Here is a 19711-nt window from a genome sequence, read left to right on the forward strand (position 1 = left end):
GGCCTTTTGCGACATGACGCGTTGCGAACGGGATCGGCTACTGTAAAGAAATGTCCATGAAACAACTTATTGCCATGTTGGTTGCGGCGACGCTTGCCTTGCCCGCCTTCGCGGATGAAGAGGCCGTGGCCGAAGCGATCACCGACTACATGGATTTCGCAACCTACGAGGCGGGGATCATTCTGCCGCAGCAACTCGATAGGGACGTGTTCGAGGCGGCGACCTTTGTCGATACACGCAGCGCGGACCAGTTCGAGGCCGGGCATATTCCGGGTGCGACGCATATCGAATGGCGCGAGGTGCCGCGGCGGATTGATGAATTGCCTGAGAGCGGCCTTGTCATCCTATATTGCAACACGGGATCGCTTTCGGCGCAGGCCGCCTTTGCGGCGCGCCTGATGGGGCGCGAGAACGTGGTGGTGCTCCAGTCCGGGATCATCGGGTGGCAGGAAACAGCGGCGTATAAACCGGAATGAAGACCTGGATTGATATTCCGCCCATGTGGCTTCTGGCGGCGCTCGGCATCGCCTGGGCGCAGGCGACCTATTACCCTCTCGGCCTCAGCTTTGGCGGGGTTTGGGCGGATTTCCTTGGGGGCATCCTTGCCGGGGGCGGTGTCGTCCTCATGCTTCTGGCCTTTTACGAGATGCGTCGGATGAAAACGACGCTTATCCCGCACCGCGACGCTGAACGGCTTGTCACGAGCGGGATCTATAGCCGCACCCGCAACCCGATCTACGTCGGGGACACGCTTTTCCTTGCGGGGCTTATCCTGAACATGGACGCGGTTCTTTCGCTGCCGCTCGTGCCGATCTTCGTCTGGATCATCGAGCGGCGTTTCGTCATCCCGGAGGAGAACCGGCTTCGGCGCAAATTCCGCGCCGACTTTTTCCGCTACACGCAGAAAACGAGGCGCTGGGTCTGATGACGTTACGAACAAAGACGCCCCGAATGGCTTACTTTGCTTGTGCAGCATTCGCGGTGACGTTAGAACTTTCCGCAACCGCAACAGGGTTTGCGCGAAATAAAATTTCGAGCTCTTTGAACGAAGGGGGACTGAAAACGTGAAGATCGGAACACCAAAAGAGGTGTTTGACGGAGAGAACCGTGTCGCGATGACGCCGGATTCCGCCAAGCAACTTCAAAAACTGGGCTATGACTGCGCCATCGAAAGCGGCGCGGGCGAGAAGGCTGGTTTCTCGGACGCAGATTATGAGGCTGCGGGCGTAGAGATCGTCAAAACGGCGGCGGCGCTCTGGAAAGACGCCGACATTATCGCCAAGGTGCGTCAGCCCAACGAGACGGAACTCAAGCGTCTGAATAAGAACAAGACCTTGATTTCGTTCTTTAATCCGGGCGGCAACGAGGAAGGCCTCGAGCTTGCCAAGTCCAAGGGCGGCAATGTGATCGCCATGGAAATGGTGCCACGTATCAGCCGCGCGCAGAAAATGGACGCGCTGTCGTCCATGGCCAATATCGCGGGCTACCGTGCCGTGATTGAGGCAGGCAACAACTTTGGTCGCTTCTTCACGGGTCAGATCACCGCCGCGGGCAAGGTTCCGCCGGCGAAGGTTCTTGTCGTGGGCGCCGGTGTGGCCGGTCTTGCGGCGATCGGCACCTCGACCAGCCTTGGCGCGATCACGCTCGCCTTTGATGTGCGTCCGGAAGTGGCCGAACAGGTCGAATCGATGGGTGCCGAGTTCGTCTATCTCGACTTTGAAGAGGAAACGCAGGACGGTGCAGCGACGGGCGGCTATGCCTCGGTGCAGTCGGAAGAATTCCGCAATGCCCAGCTTGCCAAGTTCCGTGAGTTGGCGCCGGAAGTCGACATCGTGATCACCACGGCCCTCATCCCCAACCGCGAAGCGCCCGAGCTTTGGACCAAGGACATGGTCGAAGCGATGAAGCCGGGCTCGGTCATTGTTGACCTCGCGGCGGAGAAGGGCGGCAACTGTAAGCTGACCGTGGCAGACGAGAAGATCGTGACCGACAATGGCGTGACCATCATCGGCTACACCGATTTCCCGAGCCGCATGGCGACGCAGGCCTCGACGCTTTACGCGACGAACATCCGTCACATGATGACCGACCTGACCCCCGAAAAAGACGGTCAGATCGTGCATGACATGGAAGACGACGTGATCCGCGGCGCGACCGTGACCCATCAGGGCGAGATCACCTTCCCGCCGCCGCCGCCGAAGGTTCAGGCCATCGCGGCGCAGCCGAAGAAGGAAGAGCCCAAAGAGCTTACCGCGGAAGAGAAGCGCGCGCAGGAAGTGGCCGCGTTCAAGGCACAGACCAAACAGCAGGTGACCCTGCTTGCGGTTGGGGCTGCTATTCTTCTTGGTGTCGGTCTTGTGGCGCCTGCGAGCTTCATGCAGCACTTTATCGTGTTCGTCCTCGCCGTGTTCGTCGGTTTCCAGGTGATCTGGAATGTGTCGCACTCGCTGCACACGCCGCTCATGGCCGTGACCAACGCCATCTCGTCGATCATCATTCTTGGCGCCCTGATGCAAATCGGATCGGGCTCCTTCCTGGTGATCCTCCTCGCTGCCGCCTCGGTCTTTATGGCCGGGATCAACATCTTCGGCGGCTTCCTCGTAACACGGCGCATGCTCGCCATGTTCCAGAAATCGTAAGGAGTAGAGGCAAATGGAATACGGATTTACTACGGCAGCCTATGTGGTTGCGGCTGTCCTCTTCATCCTGTCGCTCGGCGGGCTTTCGGGCCAGGAAAGCGCAAAGCGCGCCGTATGGTACGGCATCGTCGGTATGGCGCTGGCGGTCTTCGCGACCCTGATCGGCCCCGGCGTTGGGCTTTGGTGGCTCTCGATCCCGCTTATCCTTGCGGGGGGTCTCATTGGCTATCAACTCGCCTCCAAGGTCGAGATGACGCAGATGCCCGAGCTTGTCGCGGGGATGCACGCGCTTGTCGGTCTGGCGGCGGTATTCGTCGGCTTTAACGCGCATTTCGAGATCGGCAACGCCGCAGCGGCCCTTGTGGCGGGCGGTGACGCGGTGAAAGAGCTTGGCGCCTTTGGCAAGCTGATCGCGAAGAAAGAGCCGATCGAGATCAATATCCTTCTGGTCGAACTGTCGCTTGGCGTCTGGATCGGTGCCGTGACCTTTACCGGCTCGGTCATTGCCTATGGCAAGCTGTCGGGCAAGGTCACTTCGGCGGCGACGAAACTGCCGGGTGGTCATGCGCTCAACGCGGGCGCGGCGCTCCTGTCACTGGTCTGTCTGATCTGGTACCTCAACACGAGCGCGATGCTGCCGCTTGCGATCCTCACCATCGCGGCGCTGTTCATTGGCTATCACCTCATCATGGGGATCGGTGGCGCGGACATGCCCGTGGTTGTCTCGATGCTCAACTCCTACTCGGGTTGGGCCGCGGCGGCGATTGGTTTCTCGCTTGGCAACGACCTCCTGATCGTGGTCGGCGCGCTTGTCGGTTCCTCGGGTGCGATCCTGTCTTACATCATGTGTAAGGCGATGAACCGCTCGTTCATCAGCGTGATCCTCGGCGGCTTTGGCGGCACGACGGGTCCGGCGATGGAAGTCGAGGGCGAACAGGTCGCGATCGACGCCGAGGGCGTGGCCCAGGCGCTCGACGAGGCCGACTCGGTCATCATCATCCCGGGCTATGGTATGGCTGTGGCACAGGCGCAGCAGAACGTGGCCGAGCTGACCAAGCGTCTACGCGCCAAGGGTAAGACCGTGCGTTTTGCGATCCACCCGGTCGCGGGCCGTCTGCCGGGGCACATGAACGTGCTTCTGGCCGAAGCCAAGGTGCCCTATGACATCGTGATGGAGATGGACGAGATCAACGACGACTTCCCGGAAACGGACGTGGCCATCGTGATCGGCTCCAACGACATCGTGAACCCGGCCGCACAGGAAGACCCGAACTCGCCCATCGCGGGGATGCCGGTTCTTGAGTGCTGGAAGGCGAAGCAGGTCTTCGTCTCCAAGCGGGGCCAAGGCACCGGTTACTCGGGGATCGAGAATCCGCTGTTCTTCAAGGAGAACACGCGCATGTTCTATGGCGATGCGAAACAGTCGCTCGACACCCTTCTGACGATGGTCAACTGATCCCAGTCATGTGAGAGTTTGAAAGGCGCCCTTCGGGGCGCCTTTTTTCATGCACGCCTTGCCGTCACGTCGGTTTTGACAGGGCCGCGCGCGGCGTGGTCGGATCGGCGCAGGAGGAAAGCGCATGACCGATATGATGGAAATGGGAAAGGCGGTTCTGGCCGCACAACCTTTCAGTGCGTTGTTGGGCGCAGAGCTCACAGAGTTCGAGCCGGGGCGGGCGGGATTGCGCCTTGTGCTGAGCGAGGACCACAAACAGCAGCACGGTTTCGCGCATGGCGGCGTGCTGAGCTACCTTGCGGACAATGCGATCACCTATGCGGGGGGATCGGTGCTTGGCAATGTGCTCACGCAGGAGATGAAGATCAATTACACCCGCCCGGCGATTGGCGAGGTGTTGATTGCGCGGGCCGAGGTCGTTTCCTACGGGAAACGCCAAGCGGTGTGCCGTTGTGATGTCTTTGCATTGCGAGAGGGGGAGGAGCTTCTCTGTGCAGCGGCGCAGGGCACGATCCTGACGGTGGAGACGCGGGGCTAGAGGGGTTTGTATACCATTGTATTCCGCTAACACATTGAAATAACTCACTTCTTTACTTTTGAGGAAAAAGGCGTAGGTTGGCCTGAAGTTCAGGAGCCGCGCCATGCCGCCAATCGAAGACCATCCGCTGCGCTATAAGCTCACCAATGAGCTTCATGCCCGTCCGTTTCCCTCGCTTGAAGTGCCTTGCACCGCGGTGTTTCTTGCTATCAAGCAGCCGCATGATGCCGTGGCGCGGGACCGGTCGCAGGATTTGGCGCATCTGTGCAAGCTGCTCGACCGGCACGGGGGGACGCATCCGCAACCGGGGGCAACGCATTACTCGGGCAAAATCGGGCGGCATCTTCTCAAATGGGAACAGCATACCGAGTTCGTCACCTATACGGTGTTCACCCATGGGCTTGGGGCACGGGCGTTTGATCCGGCGGAGTTCGAAGTCTTTCCTGAAGACTGGCTTGCCGAAGTGCCGGGCGTGCGGATCACCTCGGCGCTTATCCGGATTGGTGAGACACCGGCCAAGGAGGTTCTGCGCGAGAACCTCAGGGACTGGTTCGTGCCGGAGAGCCTTGCGGCCTCGGCGGTCCTTGATGGGGCGGCGGTCATTGCGACTGATTTCCGCATCAACCCGGCAGGGCATATGCGTATGGCATGTTTCGTGCAGCCGGGCACGGGGGCGCGGCGTGTCGGACGGATCGTGCAGCGGCTTTGTGAGATCGAAACCTACAAGAGCATGTCGATGCTCGGCTTTAGCCGGGCGCGTGGCCTTTCTGCGAGCCTTGGAGCGCAGGACACCAGCCTAACGCAGCTCATGGGCAATATTCGCAAGGAAGATGAAGCGCCGGAAAGAACTCTGGACAGGCTTCTACAGGTCTCTGCAGAGCTTGAGAATATGATTGCGGAGAGCGCGTTCCGGTTTGGTGCGACGGGGGCCTATGAGGCGATTGTGCACCAACGGATTGAGGTATTGCGCGAGGAGCGCGTGGACGGGCGGCAGACCTTCCGCGAGTTCATGATGCGGCGCTATGATCCGGCAATGCGCACCGTGACCTCGACGCAAAAACGGTTGCACGAGTTGTCGGAACGCGCGGCGCGGGCGGGCGATTTGCTCCGGACCAAGGTCGATGTGGCGCGCTCGGCGCAGAACCAGGCGCTTCTTGAGAGCATGGATCGGCGGGCCGATCTTGCGCTTCGCTTGCAAGAGACAGTCGAGGGTCTTTCGGTCGTGGCGATCAGCTACTACGCGCTCTCGCTGGCGGCCTATCTGGCCTATCCGGTGGCAGGGTGGATCGGGATCAGCAAGGGAGAGCTAACGGCGATCCTTGTGCTTCCGGTGGTGCTTGCCGTGTGGGCGATGGTGCGCCGGATCAAGAAGAAGATGCATTGAGGCGCTGAAAAGAAATGCGCCGGACCGTGGGGACGATCCGGCGCGTGCGCGACGTCTATGGCGGCAAACGCCGCGCGGTGGGATTATTCCGCCGGGACGGCTGCGCCACGAGGGGCGGCGTTGAGCAGGCGCTGGGTTGCCAGCGTGCCGACGACGATCGACGCAATGGCGGCAAGCGCGGAGAGCGAGAGTGTCGGGATACCCGAGAGACCCGCGCCGACGGTGCAGCCACCGGCCAGCACACCCCCGAAGCCCATCAGCACGGCACCGAAGAGGTAGCGGCCGGTCTCGGCGGGGGCGGTGAAGCTCTGCCAGCGGAAGGAGCCGAAGGCGAGGGAGGCGATGAGCGACCCTACGACCACACCACCGATGAGGCCGATACCGAAGTTGGCGGAGACGGCGGTCGAGGCCGCGGTGAAGAAGAGCGTGTCTGCGGCAGGCGCAGTGAACGACAGGCCCTGTAGCGCGATCGGGTCGAAATCATCATAGAGGACATAGCCGGTGCCAACCCATGCGAGCGGCACGAGCGCGCCGATGAGGGCGCCGCCGAGCAATGCGCGGGGGCGGTTGCCCGAACGCAGGATCACGGCGATGGCGGCCACGGCGATGAGCGCGGTCCACAGCAGCGGGGTGCCCGGCAGGGTCGCGGACTCGAGTGGCAACGTGACCGAGCCGAGGCCGGTGCGCAGCGACGAGAGCACGCCTTTGAGGGTGGCATGTGCGGTCAGCGCGAAAACGAGGATCACGGTCAGAGCGCGCAGGTTGCCCGTCCCGGTCAGGACGGTCAGACGCGAGGCGCAGCCACGCGCGAGCACCATGCCGGCCCCGAACAGCAACCCGCCCACCACGATGGCGAGGAGCGGCAGATCGGCGGCAAAGAAGCGGTGTTCGCCAAAGTCAATCAGCCCGGCTTGGGCAATGGCTTGGGTGCCAAGAAGGGCGACGACGAGCGCCGAGAGCCAGACACCAGCAGCAGCGCGACGATCTTCACCAATCAGCGAGCGACGCAGGCAGAAGCCCGTGCGTTCAGCGAGCACGCCATAGACAAGGCCGATTAGGAGGGCAAAGCCAACAGCGACCTGCGGGGCGGTGTAATTTTCAAAGCCAAGGGATTCAAACATGGGTCTTCCTCGCGCGGGATTAGAACATCGTTCCAGATGGCGCAGGGGAGGCGCAGAATCAAGAGAGGTTTCCTTGAGGAATGCGGTGCTTTGCGGGACATTTTCCCTGCTGTTCTGTTCTGGCAGAACGCTTGTCCCGATTTGAGTTGATGCGGGAAACGAGCGGTGTGGAGACCGGTGATGGCGGTGGGGGATGTTCTTATTTTCGCATAGGCGCGAGCTGCCAAGGGCCTTTGAGCAGGCCCTTGGCGGGTGTGTTTCAGCGTCCGCGGATGCGCGGGTCGAGCGCGTCGCGCAGACCGTCACCGAGGTAGTTCACCGAGAGCACAGTCAGCGAGATCGCGAGACCGGGCAACATGACGCGCTCGGGGAATTGATCCATGCGCGGCACGGCGTCTGCAAGCATCTTGCCCCATGTCGGGAAGTCCGGCGGGAAGCCGACCCCGAGGAAGGACAGGGCGCTTTCGGTGATGATCGCCGTGGCAAGGCCAAGTGTGGCCGAGACCATGATCGGCGAGATCACGTTGGGGAGTAGGTGCCGACGGATGATCGCTCCGGGCGTGGTGCCGATGGAGCGGGCGGCGAGGATGAACTCGCGTTCCTTGAGGGCGAGCACCTCGGAGCGCACGATGCGCGCGGTCTGCATCCAAGAGGTCACGCCGACCACGCCGACGATCAGGAGGAACATACCGGTCTCCGGGCCGAGCTGAGCCCTGAGTGCATCGCGGAACAGGGTCACGGCGACAAGCAGCAGGGGCAGGATCGGAAGCGACAGGACGAGATCCGTGAAGCGCATCAGTGGGCCATCGAGCTTGCGGAAGAAGCCCGCGAGCACGCCGATGGTTGTTCCGATGGACAGCGCCAGAAGCATCGCTACCCAGCCGACAGCCATGGAGGTGCGTCCGCCGACGATCATGTTGGCGAGTGCATCGCGCCCAAGGTTGTCGGTGCCGAGCGGGTGGCCCCATTGGACCTTGGCACCGCTATCCCAGAGGATCGTGTAGATCGGTCGGATGTCCTTGTTCCGGATGTCGAGCTTTTGCGGATCGAGGGTCCAGATATATTCTCCAAACAGCACACCAAGGGTAATCAGGAGGAGGAACGACCCACCCATGAGGGCGCCCTTGTGTTTTTTGAACTGGTCCCAGACGTCCTTCCATTGCGAATGGGGCGGCTCGGAGGGTTCGAGATCCTGAAGCGGCTCGATTTTCTTTTCAAGCGTCTCAGTCATAACGAATCCTCGGGTCGAGCACGCCGTAGAGCACATCGGCGATGAGGTTGAAGAGGACGATGAGCACCGCAATCATGAAGGCGAGTGTCTGCACCGATGGCAGGTCATTGGCAAAGAGCGCGTTGAGGAGCTGATCGCCGATGCCGTTCACCTTGAACACCACCTCGGTAATGATCGCGCCACCAAAGATGCCGGGGATGCCAAGTGCAATCGCGGTGATCACCGGAATCATGGAGTTGCGCAGCACGTGGACAAGCACAACGATCTTTTCCGGCAGGCCCTTGGCGCGCGCGGTACGCACGTAGTCCTGATTGAGGTTGTCGAGCATTGAGGCGCGCATGAAGCGGCTGATCTGCGCCGTGGTTTGCAGGGCGAGTACCATGACCGGCATGATCATCTGGCGCAGTTGCACCATGAAGCTATCCCAGTCGTTGACCACGTGGGTGGTGTCATAGACCGATGGGAACCAGCCGAGTTGCACCGCAAAGATCATCACCAGAAGTGGGCCGGTGAAGAAGGGCGGGATCGAGAAGCCGATCATCGTCACGAATGTCCCGGCCTGATCGAACATCGAATACTGGCGGTAGGCCGAGTAGATGCCGATCGGCAGCGCGATCAGGATACCGACGATATAGGACATGCCGACAACCCAGAGGGTCTGGGGCAGGCGCTGCACGACCATATCCATGACCGGTGAGCGGGTCTGCCAGGACAGGATGCGTTGTTTGCCTTCGGCGAAAGAGGTGTTGAAGATCGAGTCGATGAGAACTTGGGGTTCAATCCAGAAGAATTGCACCAGCCATTTCCAGTAGCGGATATGGAGGGGTTCCCCGAGACCAAGCGCCTCGCGCATCTTCATCTTGACGTCAGGGGGGACGGTGAGGGGGACCTGCGCCATCGGGTCGCCGGGGGCGAGTTCGAGCAGCAGGAAGATCACAAGGCTGATGAACAGCAGTGTCGGCACTGCGAGGATCAGCCTGCGGATCGTGAATGTCAGCATGGGCGTCGCCTTTATGAGGGCTTATTATTGGTGCAACCCGCCCCAGTGCGATCACCGGGGCCTTCCACCGTGACGGGCGGGAGGCCCCGGGTCAAGCCTCGGGACGGGTTGATGGTGCAGCGGTTACTTGATGCGATACCAGTCAGCTGCGTTCCAAAGCTCGGAGTCCCAAGTGTTCAGAACCACACCGCCAAGGGTATTGGAGTGGGCCGACACGCGACCACGGTCCACCAGCGGAACGATGGTGTAGGTTTCCTTGGTCAGAATCTCGTTCATCTTCTTGGCAAGCTCATAGCGCTTTTCAAGTTCCGAGGTTTTGGACAGTTCGGCGACGAGTTTGTCATACTCGGGGTCACAGAAGCGGTTGATGTTCTCACCCTGCCACTGCGATTCCGGCTTCGGCTCGTTGCCACAGCGATACATCGCAAGGTAGGCCTGCGGATCGGTGCCGTCGAAGTTGTTGGCATACATTTCTACGTCTGCGTAGAACTTCTGGAACGTGTCCGGCGAGCCCGGGTCGCCACCGAAGAACACCGAAGCGTTCAGGTTGCGCAGTTCGGTTTCAACACCGATTTCCGACCACCACTGTTTGATGAGGGCCTGGAAGTCCTGACGCACGGCGTTGGTCGAGGTCTGGTAGAGGATCGAGAGTTCAACGCCGTCCTTGTCGCGGATGCCGTTGCCATCGCTATCCACCCAACCGGCTTCGTCGAGAAGCGCTTTGGCGCCTTCGATGTCCTGCGTGAAGCATTCGGTGTTGTCGGAGGCATAGACTGCCGGACCCGGCACGAGGTTACAGGTCGGGCGACCTGCCTGGCCGTAGCCGATCTCGACGAGGAGTTCACGGTCGATCGCCATCGACAGAGCCTTACGCACGTTGAGGTCGGTCAGGAACGGGTGCGGGGCCTTGCGTGTTGCGCGCACGTCAGGCGCGAGGTCAGGGCTCGGGTCAGTCATGTTCATTTCGAGACGTTCCACGAGCGAACCGAAGGCTGCCACGGTCTTGCCCTTGCCGCCTTCTGCCATCTTGGCGAGGACGTCGGGGGCGAGCTGGAGGTTCCAAGCGTAGTCAAATTCGCCGGTCTCGAGAACCGCGCGGCCTGCTGCAGTCGCGTCACCGCCGCCTTTGAAGGTCAGCGTGGCGAAGGCCGGTTTGGCCGGGTCGCGGTAGTTCGGGTTGGCCGACATGGAAATCACGTCGTTCGGCTTGAATTCATCCACCTTGAAGGGGCCGGTGCCGATCGGCATGAAGTTTGCCGAGGTACATTCCGGAGCCTTGGCACCAAGGCAATCGGCAAACTGGGCCGCTTGGATGATCGGCGACTGGCCACCCATGAAGGCCGAGTAGGGGTTCGGCTTGGGTTCAGAGAAGTTCACCTTGACGGTCAGGTCGTCAATGACCTCGACGGTGTCCACGCCTTCGAACTTGGCGAACTGCGCACAGCCACCTTCCGGGTGCATGCAGTATTCGGCAGTGAACTGCACGTCGCGCGCGGTCACGTCGGTGCCGTCAGACCACTTCAGCCCTTCTTTGAGCTTCCAAGTGATCGAGGTCAGGTCTTCGGACACGCCACCGTTGGCGACGGTCGGAATCTCTTCGGCGAGGTAAGGCACCAGAGCGCCGTCCGGGGCGAAGCGCGCAAGCGGTTCGATCACCAGCGACGACGATTCGATGTCCTTGGTCCCGCTCGACAGATACGGGTTCAGGATCGACGGCGCCTGCCAGTAGATGATGTTTACGTGGCCATCCGATCCGCGCTCGGCCATGGCCGCAGGGGCCATTGCAAAGGCGGCCGCAGCCCCAAGCATAAGGGTTTTAACCTTCATGTCTCACTCCTTGTTGGTGCGCAATTTGCGCTTCGATGCGACGGCATTGCCTGCCGTTCGCGGTTGAGTGTCTTGTTGAGAAAACGGCAATTGGCACACGCCCCACATGCGGCGCAGACCTGACATCCCCTCTCGACTGGTCCCACTATCAATCTAAGGATTTGCAAAATGCAAGTCTCTCCGACAAGTTTACCCAACGCCAGTGTCGTCGCCTCTTGCGGGTGTTTGACATGCGGGCAAAGCTGTCGTTAGCGTCAAGCTATTGACCAAATAGAAAAATCAGCAGGGAAGCCGCCAGATGTTGGACAACACGATCGCCTCGGTCGAAAATCTGCGAGTCGAGTTCGAAACCAAGAACGGTAGAGTTGTCGGGGTGGAGGATGTTTCCTTTGCCGTGAAGCCGGGGGAAACCGTTTGTATCGTTGGCGAATCCGGTTCTGGGAAATCGGTGTCGAGCCTGTCTCTGATGCGGCTGATCGAGTATGGCGGTGGCGAGATTTCGGGCGGGCGCCTGCTTTTTGATCGCAAGGAAGGCGGCGAGGTCGATCTTGCCAAAACCGACCAAGGTCTCATGCGAACGATTCGCGGAAATGAGATCGGGATGATCTTCCAAGAGCCGATGACGGCGCTCAATCCGGTGTTCACGGTGGGCAGACAGCTTACAGAAGGGCTTCGTCTGCACAAAAAACTGTCACGCGAGCAAGCCGAGGCTCGGGCACTCGAATTGTTGCAGCAGGTGCGGATCCCCGAGCCGGAGCGGCGCCTCAAGCAATATCCGCATGAACTCTCGGGCGGGATGCGGCAGCGCGTGGTGATCGCGATGGCCATGGCCTGTGAGCCGCGCCTGTTGATTGCAGATGAGCCGACGACGGCGCTCGACGTGACGATTCAGGCGGAAATTCTAGCGCTGATGGACCGCCTCAAGCGCGAGACGGGCACCGCGGTGATGTTCATCACCCATGATATGGCAGTGGTGGCGCAAATGGCGGACCGGGTTGTCGTGATGTTCCGCGGCAATAAGGTCGAGGAAGGTCCGGTCGAGGAGATCTTCGAGAACCCCAAGCATGACTACACCAAGGCGCTTTTGGCGGCGGTGCCGAAACTTGGCGAGATGACCGGCACCGACCTGCCGCGCCCGATGAAGCTTTTTGGGGTGGAGGGGCAGACGCTTGATCCGATTCCAGGTGAAGAGACCCCAATCCTTGAGGTGAGAAACCTTGTGACGCGCTTTCCGGTGCAGGGCGGCCTATTGCGCCGCACGGTGGCACGGGTCCATGCCGTCGAGGACGTGTCCTTTACGGTGAACAAGGGGCAGACCCTGTCGCTCGTGGGCGAGTCGGGCTGCGGCAAGTCGACAGTGGGGCGGTCCTTGATGCGGCTCGTGGAACCGGAATCGGGGCATGTCGAGTTTGACTGCTGCAATGTTCTTTCCCTGTCGCAGAAAGAAATGCACAAGGTGCGCCGCGATCTACAGATGATCTTTCAGGATCCGTTCGCCTCGCTCAATCCGCAGATGCAGCTCATGGAGCAGGTCGCGGAGCCGATGCGCAATTACGGCACCCACAAGGGCAGCGAGATGCAGGATCGTGTCGCGCATTTGTTCGACCGGGTGGAATTGCCGCGCAGTTTCATGAAGCGATTCCCGCATGAGCTTTCGGGAGGGCAGCGGCAGCGAATCGCGATTGCCCGCGCGCTTGCTCTTAACCCCAAGTTGATCGTGGCGGATGAAGCGGTCTCGGCGCTTGATGTGTCTGTGCAGGCGCAGGTGTTGAACCTGATGATGGAATTGCAGGCGGAGCTGGGCCTGAGCTACTTGTTCATCAGCCATGACATGGCGGTGGTCGAACGGGTGAGCCATTATGTCGGGGTGATGTATCTTGGCCGGATCGTGGAGATCGGACCGCGCCGGGCCGTGTTCGAAGACCCGCAACACCCGTATACGCGGGCGCTTATGAAGGCTGTGCCAGTGGCCGATCCACGTCAGCGCAAGAGCGAGAGAGATCTCAATTTCAAGCCGATCCCGTCGCCCATCCATCCGGTTGGCTATGAGGCCGCGCCGAGCGAATACCGAGAGGTCTCGCCGGGACACAAGATCCTGACGACGGATAGCGGATACTGAACCTCATGACGATTTTACAAGGGATGCGGGTTGTGCCGCAGCGGAGCGCGTTGGCCTCGTCGGGCGAACGCGATAGGAGCGCGGCAACACGTATCGAAAGGCCGAACCGATGAGCGAGACACTTTCCGCACGCGAGATCATGGAGAAGCTTGTGAGCTTTCCCTCGGTCAGCGATGTCAGCAACCTGCCCCTGATCGAGTGGGTTGATGACTATCTCAGTGGGCATGGCATCACCGTGCATCGCCACTACAACGAGACCAACGAGAAAGCCGCGGTCTTTGCCCATGTCGGGCCAGAGATTGAGGGCGGGATCGTGTTGTCGGGACATACGGATGTCGTGCCGGTTGAGGGACAGCCATGGTCATCGGACCCGTTCGAAGTCGTCGAGCGCGATGGCAAGCTTTACGGGCGCGGTGTCTGCGACATGAAGAGTTTCGACGCGCTGGCGATCTGGGCCTTAGTGGAGGCGCATTCCGCAGAGGTACAGCGTCCGCTGCAGATCGCGCTGAGCTATGACGAGGAAATCGGCTGCACCGGTGCGCCGCCGCTTATCGCGGCGATGGATGGCAAGGTGCCGAAAGCCAGTTCGGTGATCGTGGGCGAGCCGTCGATGATGCAGGCGGTGACGGGCCACAAGGGCGGCACGGGGTTCGAGGTGCATGTGCGCGGCTTCGAGGTGCATAGCTCGATCATGCACACCGGCGTCAACGCGATCATGTACGGGGCCAAGCTCATCGAGTGGGCCAACGAGATGAACGAGGAAAACCGCGCCAAGGTGCCGAGCGAGATCGATGCGATGTTCGAGCCCCCCTGGACGACGGTGCATGTTGGCAAGATCGAAGGCGGCACGGCGCATAATATCACGGCGCTCGACTGCCGGTTCGCGCTCACCTTCCGGGTCGTGCCGGGGGAAAGTGCCGAGGGGTGGGCCAACCGATTCCGCGAGAAGGTAGCCGAGGTCGAGGCCGAGATGCAGGCGGTGCGCCCAGAGGCGCATATCGTGCTTGAGGAAATGTTCGACGTGCCGGGCCTTGTGCCTGAGAAAGACGGCGAGGCCGAACAGATCGTGCGCAGCCTTACCGGGGACAATGCGCCGCGTGTTGTCAGCTATGGCACCGAAGCCGGGCACTTCCAGAATGGCGGGTATTCCGGTGTGGTTTGTGGCCCCGGCAATATCGAACAGGCGCATCAGCCGGATGAGTTCCTGACCGTGGCACAGTTCGAAGCTGGCGAAGCCTTTATGCGACGATTGGTCGACATGTTGCGGGGCTGAGGCATATGGCGTTTGTGATCCATATGGGCCTTGCCGCCGAACATACCGGGCCGCTTCCGAAAGAGGCGGACGTGGTTATCATCGGCGGAGGGATCATCGGGATCACGGCGGCATATTACCTTGCCAAGAAGGGGCTTCGCCCGGTCGTCCTCGAGAAAGGGCGGATCGCGGGCGAGCAATCCTCGCGCAACTGGGGCTGGATTCGGCAGCAGGGGCGCGACCTCGCGGAATTGCCGATCATGATGGAGGCGAACCGTCTCTGGAAAGACCTCGCGGCGGAGGTTGGCGAGGATCTTGGGCTTACAACCTGTGGGCTGACCTATCTGGCGAAAGATGAAGCCGATGAGGCGCGCTACGAGGCGTGGCTGAAAGGGGCGCGTGAGATCGGGGTCGATAGCCGGATGCTCTCCGGGGCCGACGTCGGCGAGATGTTTCCCGGCATGACAAAGACGTTCCGGGGCGCGCTTCATACGGCATCGGACATGAGGGCCGAACCGTTCATCGCGGTGCCGGCACTGGCGCGGGCGGCGGTGCGCGCGGGCGCGGTGATCCTCGAGGGCTGCGCGGCGCGGGTCTTGGATCGCGAGGGCGGCAAGGTCGCGGGCGTCGTCACCGAGAAAGGCCGTATTCGCGCGCCGGAGGTGATTGTCGCGGGCGGCGCGTGGTCGTCGCTTTTCCTGCGCAATGAGGGGATCAAGATCCCGCAGCTTTCGGTGCGCGCAACCGTGGCGGCGACAAATGCCCTCCCGGATGTGCATCAGGGCGGCGCGAATGGCGACGGTCTTGCGTTTCGGCGGCGGCAGGACGGGGGCTATACGCTGGCCTCGGCGGGGTATCATGAACTTTTTATCGGGCCGGATGCATTTCGCCATTTCTCGGCCTATATCCCGGAGCTGATCCGCGATCCGTTCGGACGGACCTACAGGCCGCGCGCGCCTAAGGGCTACCCGGACGGTTGGGGGACGAAACGGCGGTTCGGCGCGGATGCGCCAACGCCGTTTGAGGCGATGCGGATATTGGACCCATTGCCGAACACGGCGATTGTCGAGAAGATCCGAGCGGATTTCGAGGCGCTTTTCCCGGCGCTCGGCAAGGTCGAGATCAGGACGAGCTGGGCCGGGATGATCGACTCGCTTCCCGATATCGTGCCGGTGGTGGATCGCGCGCCGCTCGAAGGGCTTTCGATCTGCACGGGGATGTGTGGGCATGGGTTTGGGATTGGCCCGGCGTTTGGGCGGATTATGGCGGATTTGGTGTCGGGCGGTGAGCTTGGCCACGCTCTGAACCGCTTCCGGGTCACACGGTTTTCAGATGGGTCGAAGCTTGAGCTTGGGCCGGATATCTGACGAGTTTTGCGAGACAGAGGGGTGGCGTCATGCCGATACGCAATCGTATTGCAGAAATGCAGGAAAATATCACGGAGTGGCGGCGCCACCTGCACCAGCATCCAGAGCTTCTCTATGATGTGCACAAGACGGCGAGCTTTGTTGTCGAGCGCCTTGAAGGCTTTGGCGTGGATGAGATCACGCCGGGGATCGGGCAGACCGGGGTTGTTGCCGTCATCAAGGGCAAGAGCGATACAAAAGGCCGCGTGATCGGGTTGCGCGCGGATATGGACGCGCTGCCGATCGAGGAGGCATCGGGCGTGGACTATGCCAGCACGGTGCCGGGTAAGATGCACGCCTGTGGCCATGATGGGCATACGGCGATCCTTCTCGGGACGGCACAATACCTTTCGGAGACGCGCAATTTCGACGGCACGGTGGTGTTGATCTTCCAGCCCGCCGAAGAGGGCGGCGCGGGTGGCAAGGCGATGTGTGACGATGGGCTTATGGAGCGTTGGGGGATTCAGGAGGTCTATGGGCTGCACAATATGCCGGGCCTGCCTGTCGGATCTTTTGCGACGCGGCCCGGTCCGCTTCTTGCCTCGGCGGATGAGTTCGGGATCGTGGTGAAAGGCAAGGGCGGCCATGCGGCGGCCCCGCATGAGGCAGTCGACACGACCTTGGTCGCGGCACAGATCGTTGTGGCGCTTCAATCCATCGTGTCGCGCAGCGTCAACCCGATCCATCGTGTGGTGCTCACCGTGGGCACATTCGAGAGCGACAGCAACGCCTCTAACGTCATTGCGCACCGGGTGCGGATGAAGGGGACAGTGCGCACGCTTGACCCTGAGGGGCGGGGGCTTGCCGAGATGCGTATCCGGAAAATCGCAGAGCACACGGCACAGGCCTATGGCGCAGAGGCCGAGGTCACGTGGGATGAGGGCTATCCGGTCACCATCAACACCGAGGCGGAAACCGCCTATGCGGTTGATGCGGCGCGGGCGGTCTCGGACAATGTGGACGAGGTGACGGACCCGATCATGCCGGCGGAAGATTTCTCTTTCATGCTGCAGGAGCGGCCCGGAGCCTATATCTTTCTGGGCAATGGGGAGGGGCCGATGTGCCACCACCCGGCCTATATCTTCGAAGATGACGCGATCCCGTTTGGGTGTAGCTGGTTCGCGGAACTGGTCGAGCGGCGGATGCCGCTGACCAACAACTAGAGACAACGTGCAAGAACAGGAGCGAGAGACATGCCCGTTAAGAACAGATTTGCAGAACTGCAGGACGAGATCACCGCATGGCGGCGCGATCTTCATGAGAACCCGGAGATTCTCTTTGAGACCCACCGCACCAGCGCGATCGTGGCGGAAAAGCTCGAAGCATTCGGCTGTGATGAGGTCGTGACCGGGATTGGCCGTACCGGTGTCGTAGGTGTCATCAAGGGCAAGACGACAGGATCAGGCAAGGTCATTGGCTTGCGCGCGGATATGGACGCGTTGCCGATCCATGAACAGACCGGGCTCGACTATGCCTCCAAGACCGATGGCGCGATGCACGCCTGCGGCCATGACGGCCATACGGCGATGCTTTTGGGCGCGGCGAAATACCTGTCCGAGACGCGCAATTTCGACGGCACCGTGGTTGTCATTTTCCAGCCCGCCGAAGAAGGCGGCGGCGGCGGCAAGGAAATGTGCGACGATGGTATGATGGAGCGCTGGGGCATTCAGGAAGTCTATGGGATGCACAATTGGCCGGGCAAACCGGTTGGCTCCTTCGCGATCCGCTCGGGGCCGTTCTTTGCCGCAACGGACCAGTTCGACATTCATTTCGAGGGCAAGGGGGGCCATGCTGCGAAACCGCATGAGACCATCGACACGACGGTGATGGGGGCGCAGGCGGTGACCGCGCTTCAGACCATCGCCAGCCGCAATGCCGATCCGATCGATCAGGTGGTTGTCTCGGTGACTTCGTTCGAGACCTCCTCGAAGGCGTTCAACGTTATTCCGCAGAAAGTCCATCTCAAGGGCACGGTGCGCACGCTCAGCCCTGAGATGCGCGATTTGGCGGAAGAGCGCATCAATGCGATCTGCAACGGGATCGCGGCGACCTTTGGCGGCACGGTTGAGGTTGTCTATCACCGCGGCTACCCGGTCATGGTCAACTCGGACGAGCAGACCGATTTTGCCGTGGACGTGGCGAAGGCTGTGAGCGGCGATTGCGAAGAAGCGCCGCTTGTCATGGGCGGCGAGGATTTCGCTTTCATGCTCGAAGAGCGGCCCGGTGCCTATATCCTTGTCGGCAATGGCGACACGGCGATGGTGCACCACCCGGAGTACAACTTTAACGACGAGGCCATCCCGGCGGGTTGTAGCTGGTGGGCGGAGATCGTGGAACAGCGGATGCCCGCGGCGTGACGGGGCGGAGGGGCGTTGCCCCTCTTGGCCGCACACGGCCAATTCACCCCAGAGTATTTGTCACAGAGAAGAAGAAAGGGGCGCTCTTGGGCGCCCTTTTTCATGCCTCGATCAGGGCGCGCAGGCGGGCGGCGATGTCGTCCTGAAGGTTCTTGGCAGAGGTGACATAGGCGCGGGCGTTGTCCTGTAGCGGAGCGAGGCGCGGGGTCTGAAAGAGGCCCGCAACCGTGAGCCCGAGCGCTGTCGCGTCTTCGACTTCGAGGCAGGCGTCGCGGCGGGTCATTTCGCCATAGGCCAGCGCGAAATTGGCGTAGAGGGGGCCGTGCAGGATCGCGCAGCCGAAATGCGCGGGCTCGTAGGGGTTATGGCCGCCGACAGGGGCGAAGGAGCCTGCGACGAAGACCACAGGCGCGAGGTGATACCAGAGACCGGTCTCTCCGAGCGTGTCGGCGAGGTAGATCTGGGTGTCTGGGCCGGGGTCCTGACCCGCGCTGCGGCGGGCGATTTGCCAGCCTTCCTCGGCCAGTTGGTGCGCGATGGCATTGGCGCGCTCGGGGTGGCGCGGCACGAGAATGAGGAGGCTTTCGCGGGAGGTGCCAGTGACGATGCGATGAGCGGCGGACACCTGTTCTTCTTCACCCTCGTGGGTCGAGGCGGCGACCCAGAGCGGGCGGTCCCCGATCAATGCAGATAAGCGCGCGGCCTCGTCCGGGTCGATAGGCAAGGCGTCGGCATCGGCCTTGAGATCGCCGGTTGTCGAGGTCACCATGGCATCCGCGCCGAGCAGGGCCAAGGCCTGTTCCGTGCCCTTTACCTGGCACAGGATCAGGGAGAAACGGGCAAAGAGGCTTTCAGCCGTGGCAGAGAGTTTCTGCCAGCGTTTGAGGGAGCGCGCCGAGAGGCGGGCATTCAAGAGCACGAGCGGCAGGCCGCGACGGTGAGCGGCGACGATCTGGTTGGGCCAGATTTCGCTTTCGACAAAGGCGACAAGGTCGGGGCGCCAGTGATCGAGGAAACGCCGGGTCGCCTGCGGTGTGTCGAGCGGCGAGAACTGATGCAAGGCCCCTTCGGGCAAGCGTTCGGCCGCGAGGGTGGCGGAGGTGGCGGTGGTCGTGGTCACGAGAACGTGGACGCCTTCGGCGACAAGCCGGTCGACAAGGCCGAGGATCGAGCGAAACTCGCCGACGCTGACCGCGTGTATCCAGACCAGACGTCCTTCTGGACGTGCCACGTTTGTGCGCCCGGCGCGTTCGCTCAGGCGGTCGAGAGGGCCATTGGTTTCGACAAAGCGCTTGCGTGCTTCGCGCATCGCCAATGGCGCGCCAAGGGCGGTCAGCGCCTGATACAGGCGGTAGGTCAGGGTCAGCGCGGGCGCGGCCAT

At 61.6% G+C, this 19711-nt stretch carries 16 protein-coding genes; 11 read left to right on the plus strand and 5 right to left on the minus strand.

What is annotated here, in order from left to right; genetic code table 11:
* The first annotated feature begins 56 nt into the window (after window positions 1-56).
* The 6 genes from R1W01_RS03455 to R1W01_RS03480 all read left to right on the plus strand — a co-directional run bounded on the left by R1W01_RS03455 (window position 57) and on the right by R1W01_RS03480 (window position 6017).
* On the plus strand, window positions 57-476 hold the full coding sequence (locus R1W01_RS03455; protein ID WP_297756313.1) for a rhodanese-like domain-containing protein: 420 nt from the start codon (window positions 57-59) through the stop codon (window positions 474-476).
* Window positions 473-925 (plus strand): methyltransferase family protein, encoded by a 453-nt coding sequence (locus R1W01_RS03460; protein ID WP_297756312.1) that lies wholly within the window; start codon window positions 473-475, stop codon window positions 923-925. Before R1W01_RS03455 ends, R1W01_RS03460 begins: the two co-directional genes overlap by 4 nt.
* 139 nt (window positions 926-1064) lie before the next feature.
* Window positions 1065-2639: a Re/Si-specific NAD(P)(+) transhydrogenase subunit alpha gene (locus tag R1W01_RS03465; RefSeq protein WP_243612314.1), complete on the plus strand. Its 1575-nt coding sequence runs from the start codon at window positions 1065-1067 to the stop codon at window positions 2637-2639.
* 13 nt (window positions 2640-2652) lie between these two features.
* Window positions 2653-4095 carry an NAD(P)(+) transhydrogenase (Re/Si-specific) subunit beta gene (locus R1W01_RS03470; RefSeq protein WP_243612315.1) on the plus strand — a complete coding sequence of 481 codons (1443 nt, stop codon included), beginning with the start codon at window positions 2653-2655 and terminating at the stop codon, window positions 4093-4095.
* A 124-nt stretch (window positions 4096-4219) separates the two neighbouring features.
* Window positions 4220-4633, plus strand: coding sequence for a PaaI family thioesterase (locus R1W01_RS03475; protein ID WP_297756311.1), 414 nt, complete (start codon window positions 4220-4222; stop codon window positions 4631-4633).
* A 103-nt stretch (window positions 4634-4736) separates the two neighbouring features.
* Complete coding sequence (locus tag R1W01_RS03480; RefSeq protein ID WP_243612317.1) at window positions 4737-6017, plus strand: DUF3422 family protein; 1281 nt, start codon at window positions 4737-4739, stop codon at window positions 6015-6017.
* 83 nt (window positions 6018-6100) lie between these two features.
* Here R1W01_RS03480 and R1W01_RS03485 read toward each other — a convergent pair whose 3' ends face one another.
* From R1W01_RS03485 to R1W01_RS03500, 4 genes are all read right to left on the minus strand, one after another.
* Complete coding sequence (locus tag R1W01_RS03485; RefSeq protein WP_243612318.1) at window positions 6101-7138, minus strand: YeeE/YedE family protein; 1038 nt, start codon at window positions 7136-7138, stop codon at window positions 6101-6103.
* Window positions 7139-7397: 259 nt separating this feature from the next.
* On the minus strand, window positions 7398-8369 hold the full coding sequence (locus R1W01_RS03490) for an ABC transporter permease (RefSeq protein WP_243612319.1): 972 nt from the start codon (window positions 8367-8369) through the stop codon (window positions 7398-7400).
* A complete protein-coding gene (locus R1W01_RS03495; RefSeq protein WP_297756310.1) occupies window positions 8362-9369 on the minus strand; it encodes an ABC transporter permease in 1008 nt (335 codons plus the stop codon). Before R1W01_RS03495 ends, R1W01_RS03490 begins: the two co-directional genes overlap by 8 nt.
* Window positions 9370-9492: 123 nt before the next feature.
* Entirely contained in the window at window positions 9493-11196 is a 1704-nt protein-coding gene (locus R1W01_RS03500) for a peptide ABC transporter substrate-binding protein (RefSeq protein ID WP_297756309.1), read from the minus strand.
* Between the two features lie 298 nt (window positions 11197-11494).
* Between R1W01_RS03500 and R1W01_RS03505 the strand changes: the two genes are divergently transcribed.
* From R1W01_RS03505 to R1W01_RS03525, 5 genes are all read left to right on the plus strand, one after another.
* Window positions 11495-13315 carry an ABC transporter ATP-binding protein gene (locus R1W01_RS03505; protein WP_317275029.1) on the plus strand — a complete coding sequence of 607 codons (1821 nt, stop codon included), beginning with the start codon at window positions 11495-11497 and terminating at the stop codon, window positions 13313-13315.
* A gap of 109 nt (window positions 13316-13424) precedes the next feature.
* Window positions 13425-14588, plus strand: coding sequence for an acetylornithine deacetylase (argE, locus tag R1W01_RS03510; protein ID WP_297756307.1), 1164 nt, complete (start codon window positions 13425-13427; stop codon window positions 14586-14588).
* A gap of 5 nt (window positions 14589-14593) precedes the next feature.
* The gene (locus R1W01_RS03515) at window positions 14594-15934 is read left to right on the plus strand and encodes an NAD(P)/FAD-dependent oxidoreductase (RefSeq protein WP_297756306.1); all 1341 of its coding nucleotides are present in this window, start codon (window positions 14594-14596) and stop codon (window positions 15932-15934) included.
* Window positions 15935-15963: 29 nt separating this feature from the next.
* Window positions 15964-17136: a M20 aminoacylase family protein gene (locus R1W01_RS03520; RefSeq protein ID WP_297756305.1), complete on the plus strand. Its 1173-nt coding sequence runs from the start codon at window positions 15964-15966 to the stop codon at window positions 17134-17136.
* A gap of 30 nt (window positions 17137-17166) precedes the next feature.
* Complete coding sequence (locus R1W01_RS03525; RefSeq protein ID WP_297756304.1) at window positions 17167-18330, plus strand: M20 aminoacylase family protein; 1164 nt, start codon at window positions 17167-17169, stop codon at window positions 18328-18330.
* A gap of 100 nt (window positions 18331-18430) precedes the next feature.
* Here R1W01_RS03525 and R1W01_RS03530 read toward each other — a convergent pair whose 3' ends face one another.
* Window positions 18431-19711: a 3-deoxy-D-manno-octulosonic acid transferase gene (locus R1W01_RS03530; protein WP_297756303.1), complete on the minus strand. Its 1281-nt coding sequence runs from the start codon at window positions 19709-19711 to the stop codon at window positions 18431-18433.

This window comes from Shimia sp. FJ5 (genome assembly GCF_032918335.1).
GTDB classification, from domain to species: domain Bacteria; phylum Pseudomonadota; class Alphaproteobacteria; order Rhodobacterales; family Rhodobacteraceae; genus Shimia; species Shimia aestuarii_A.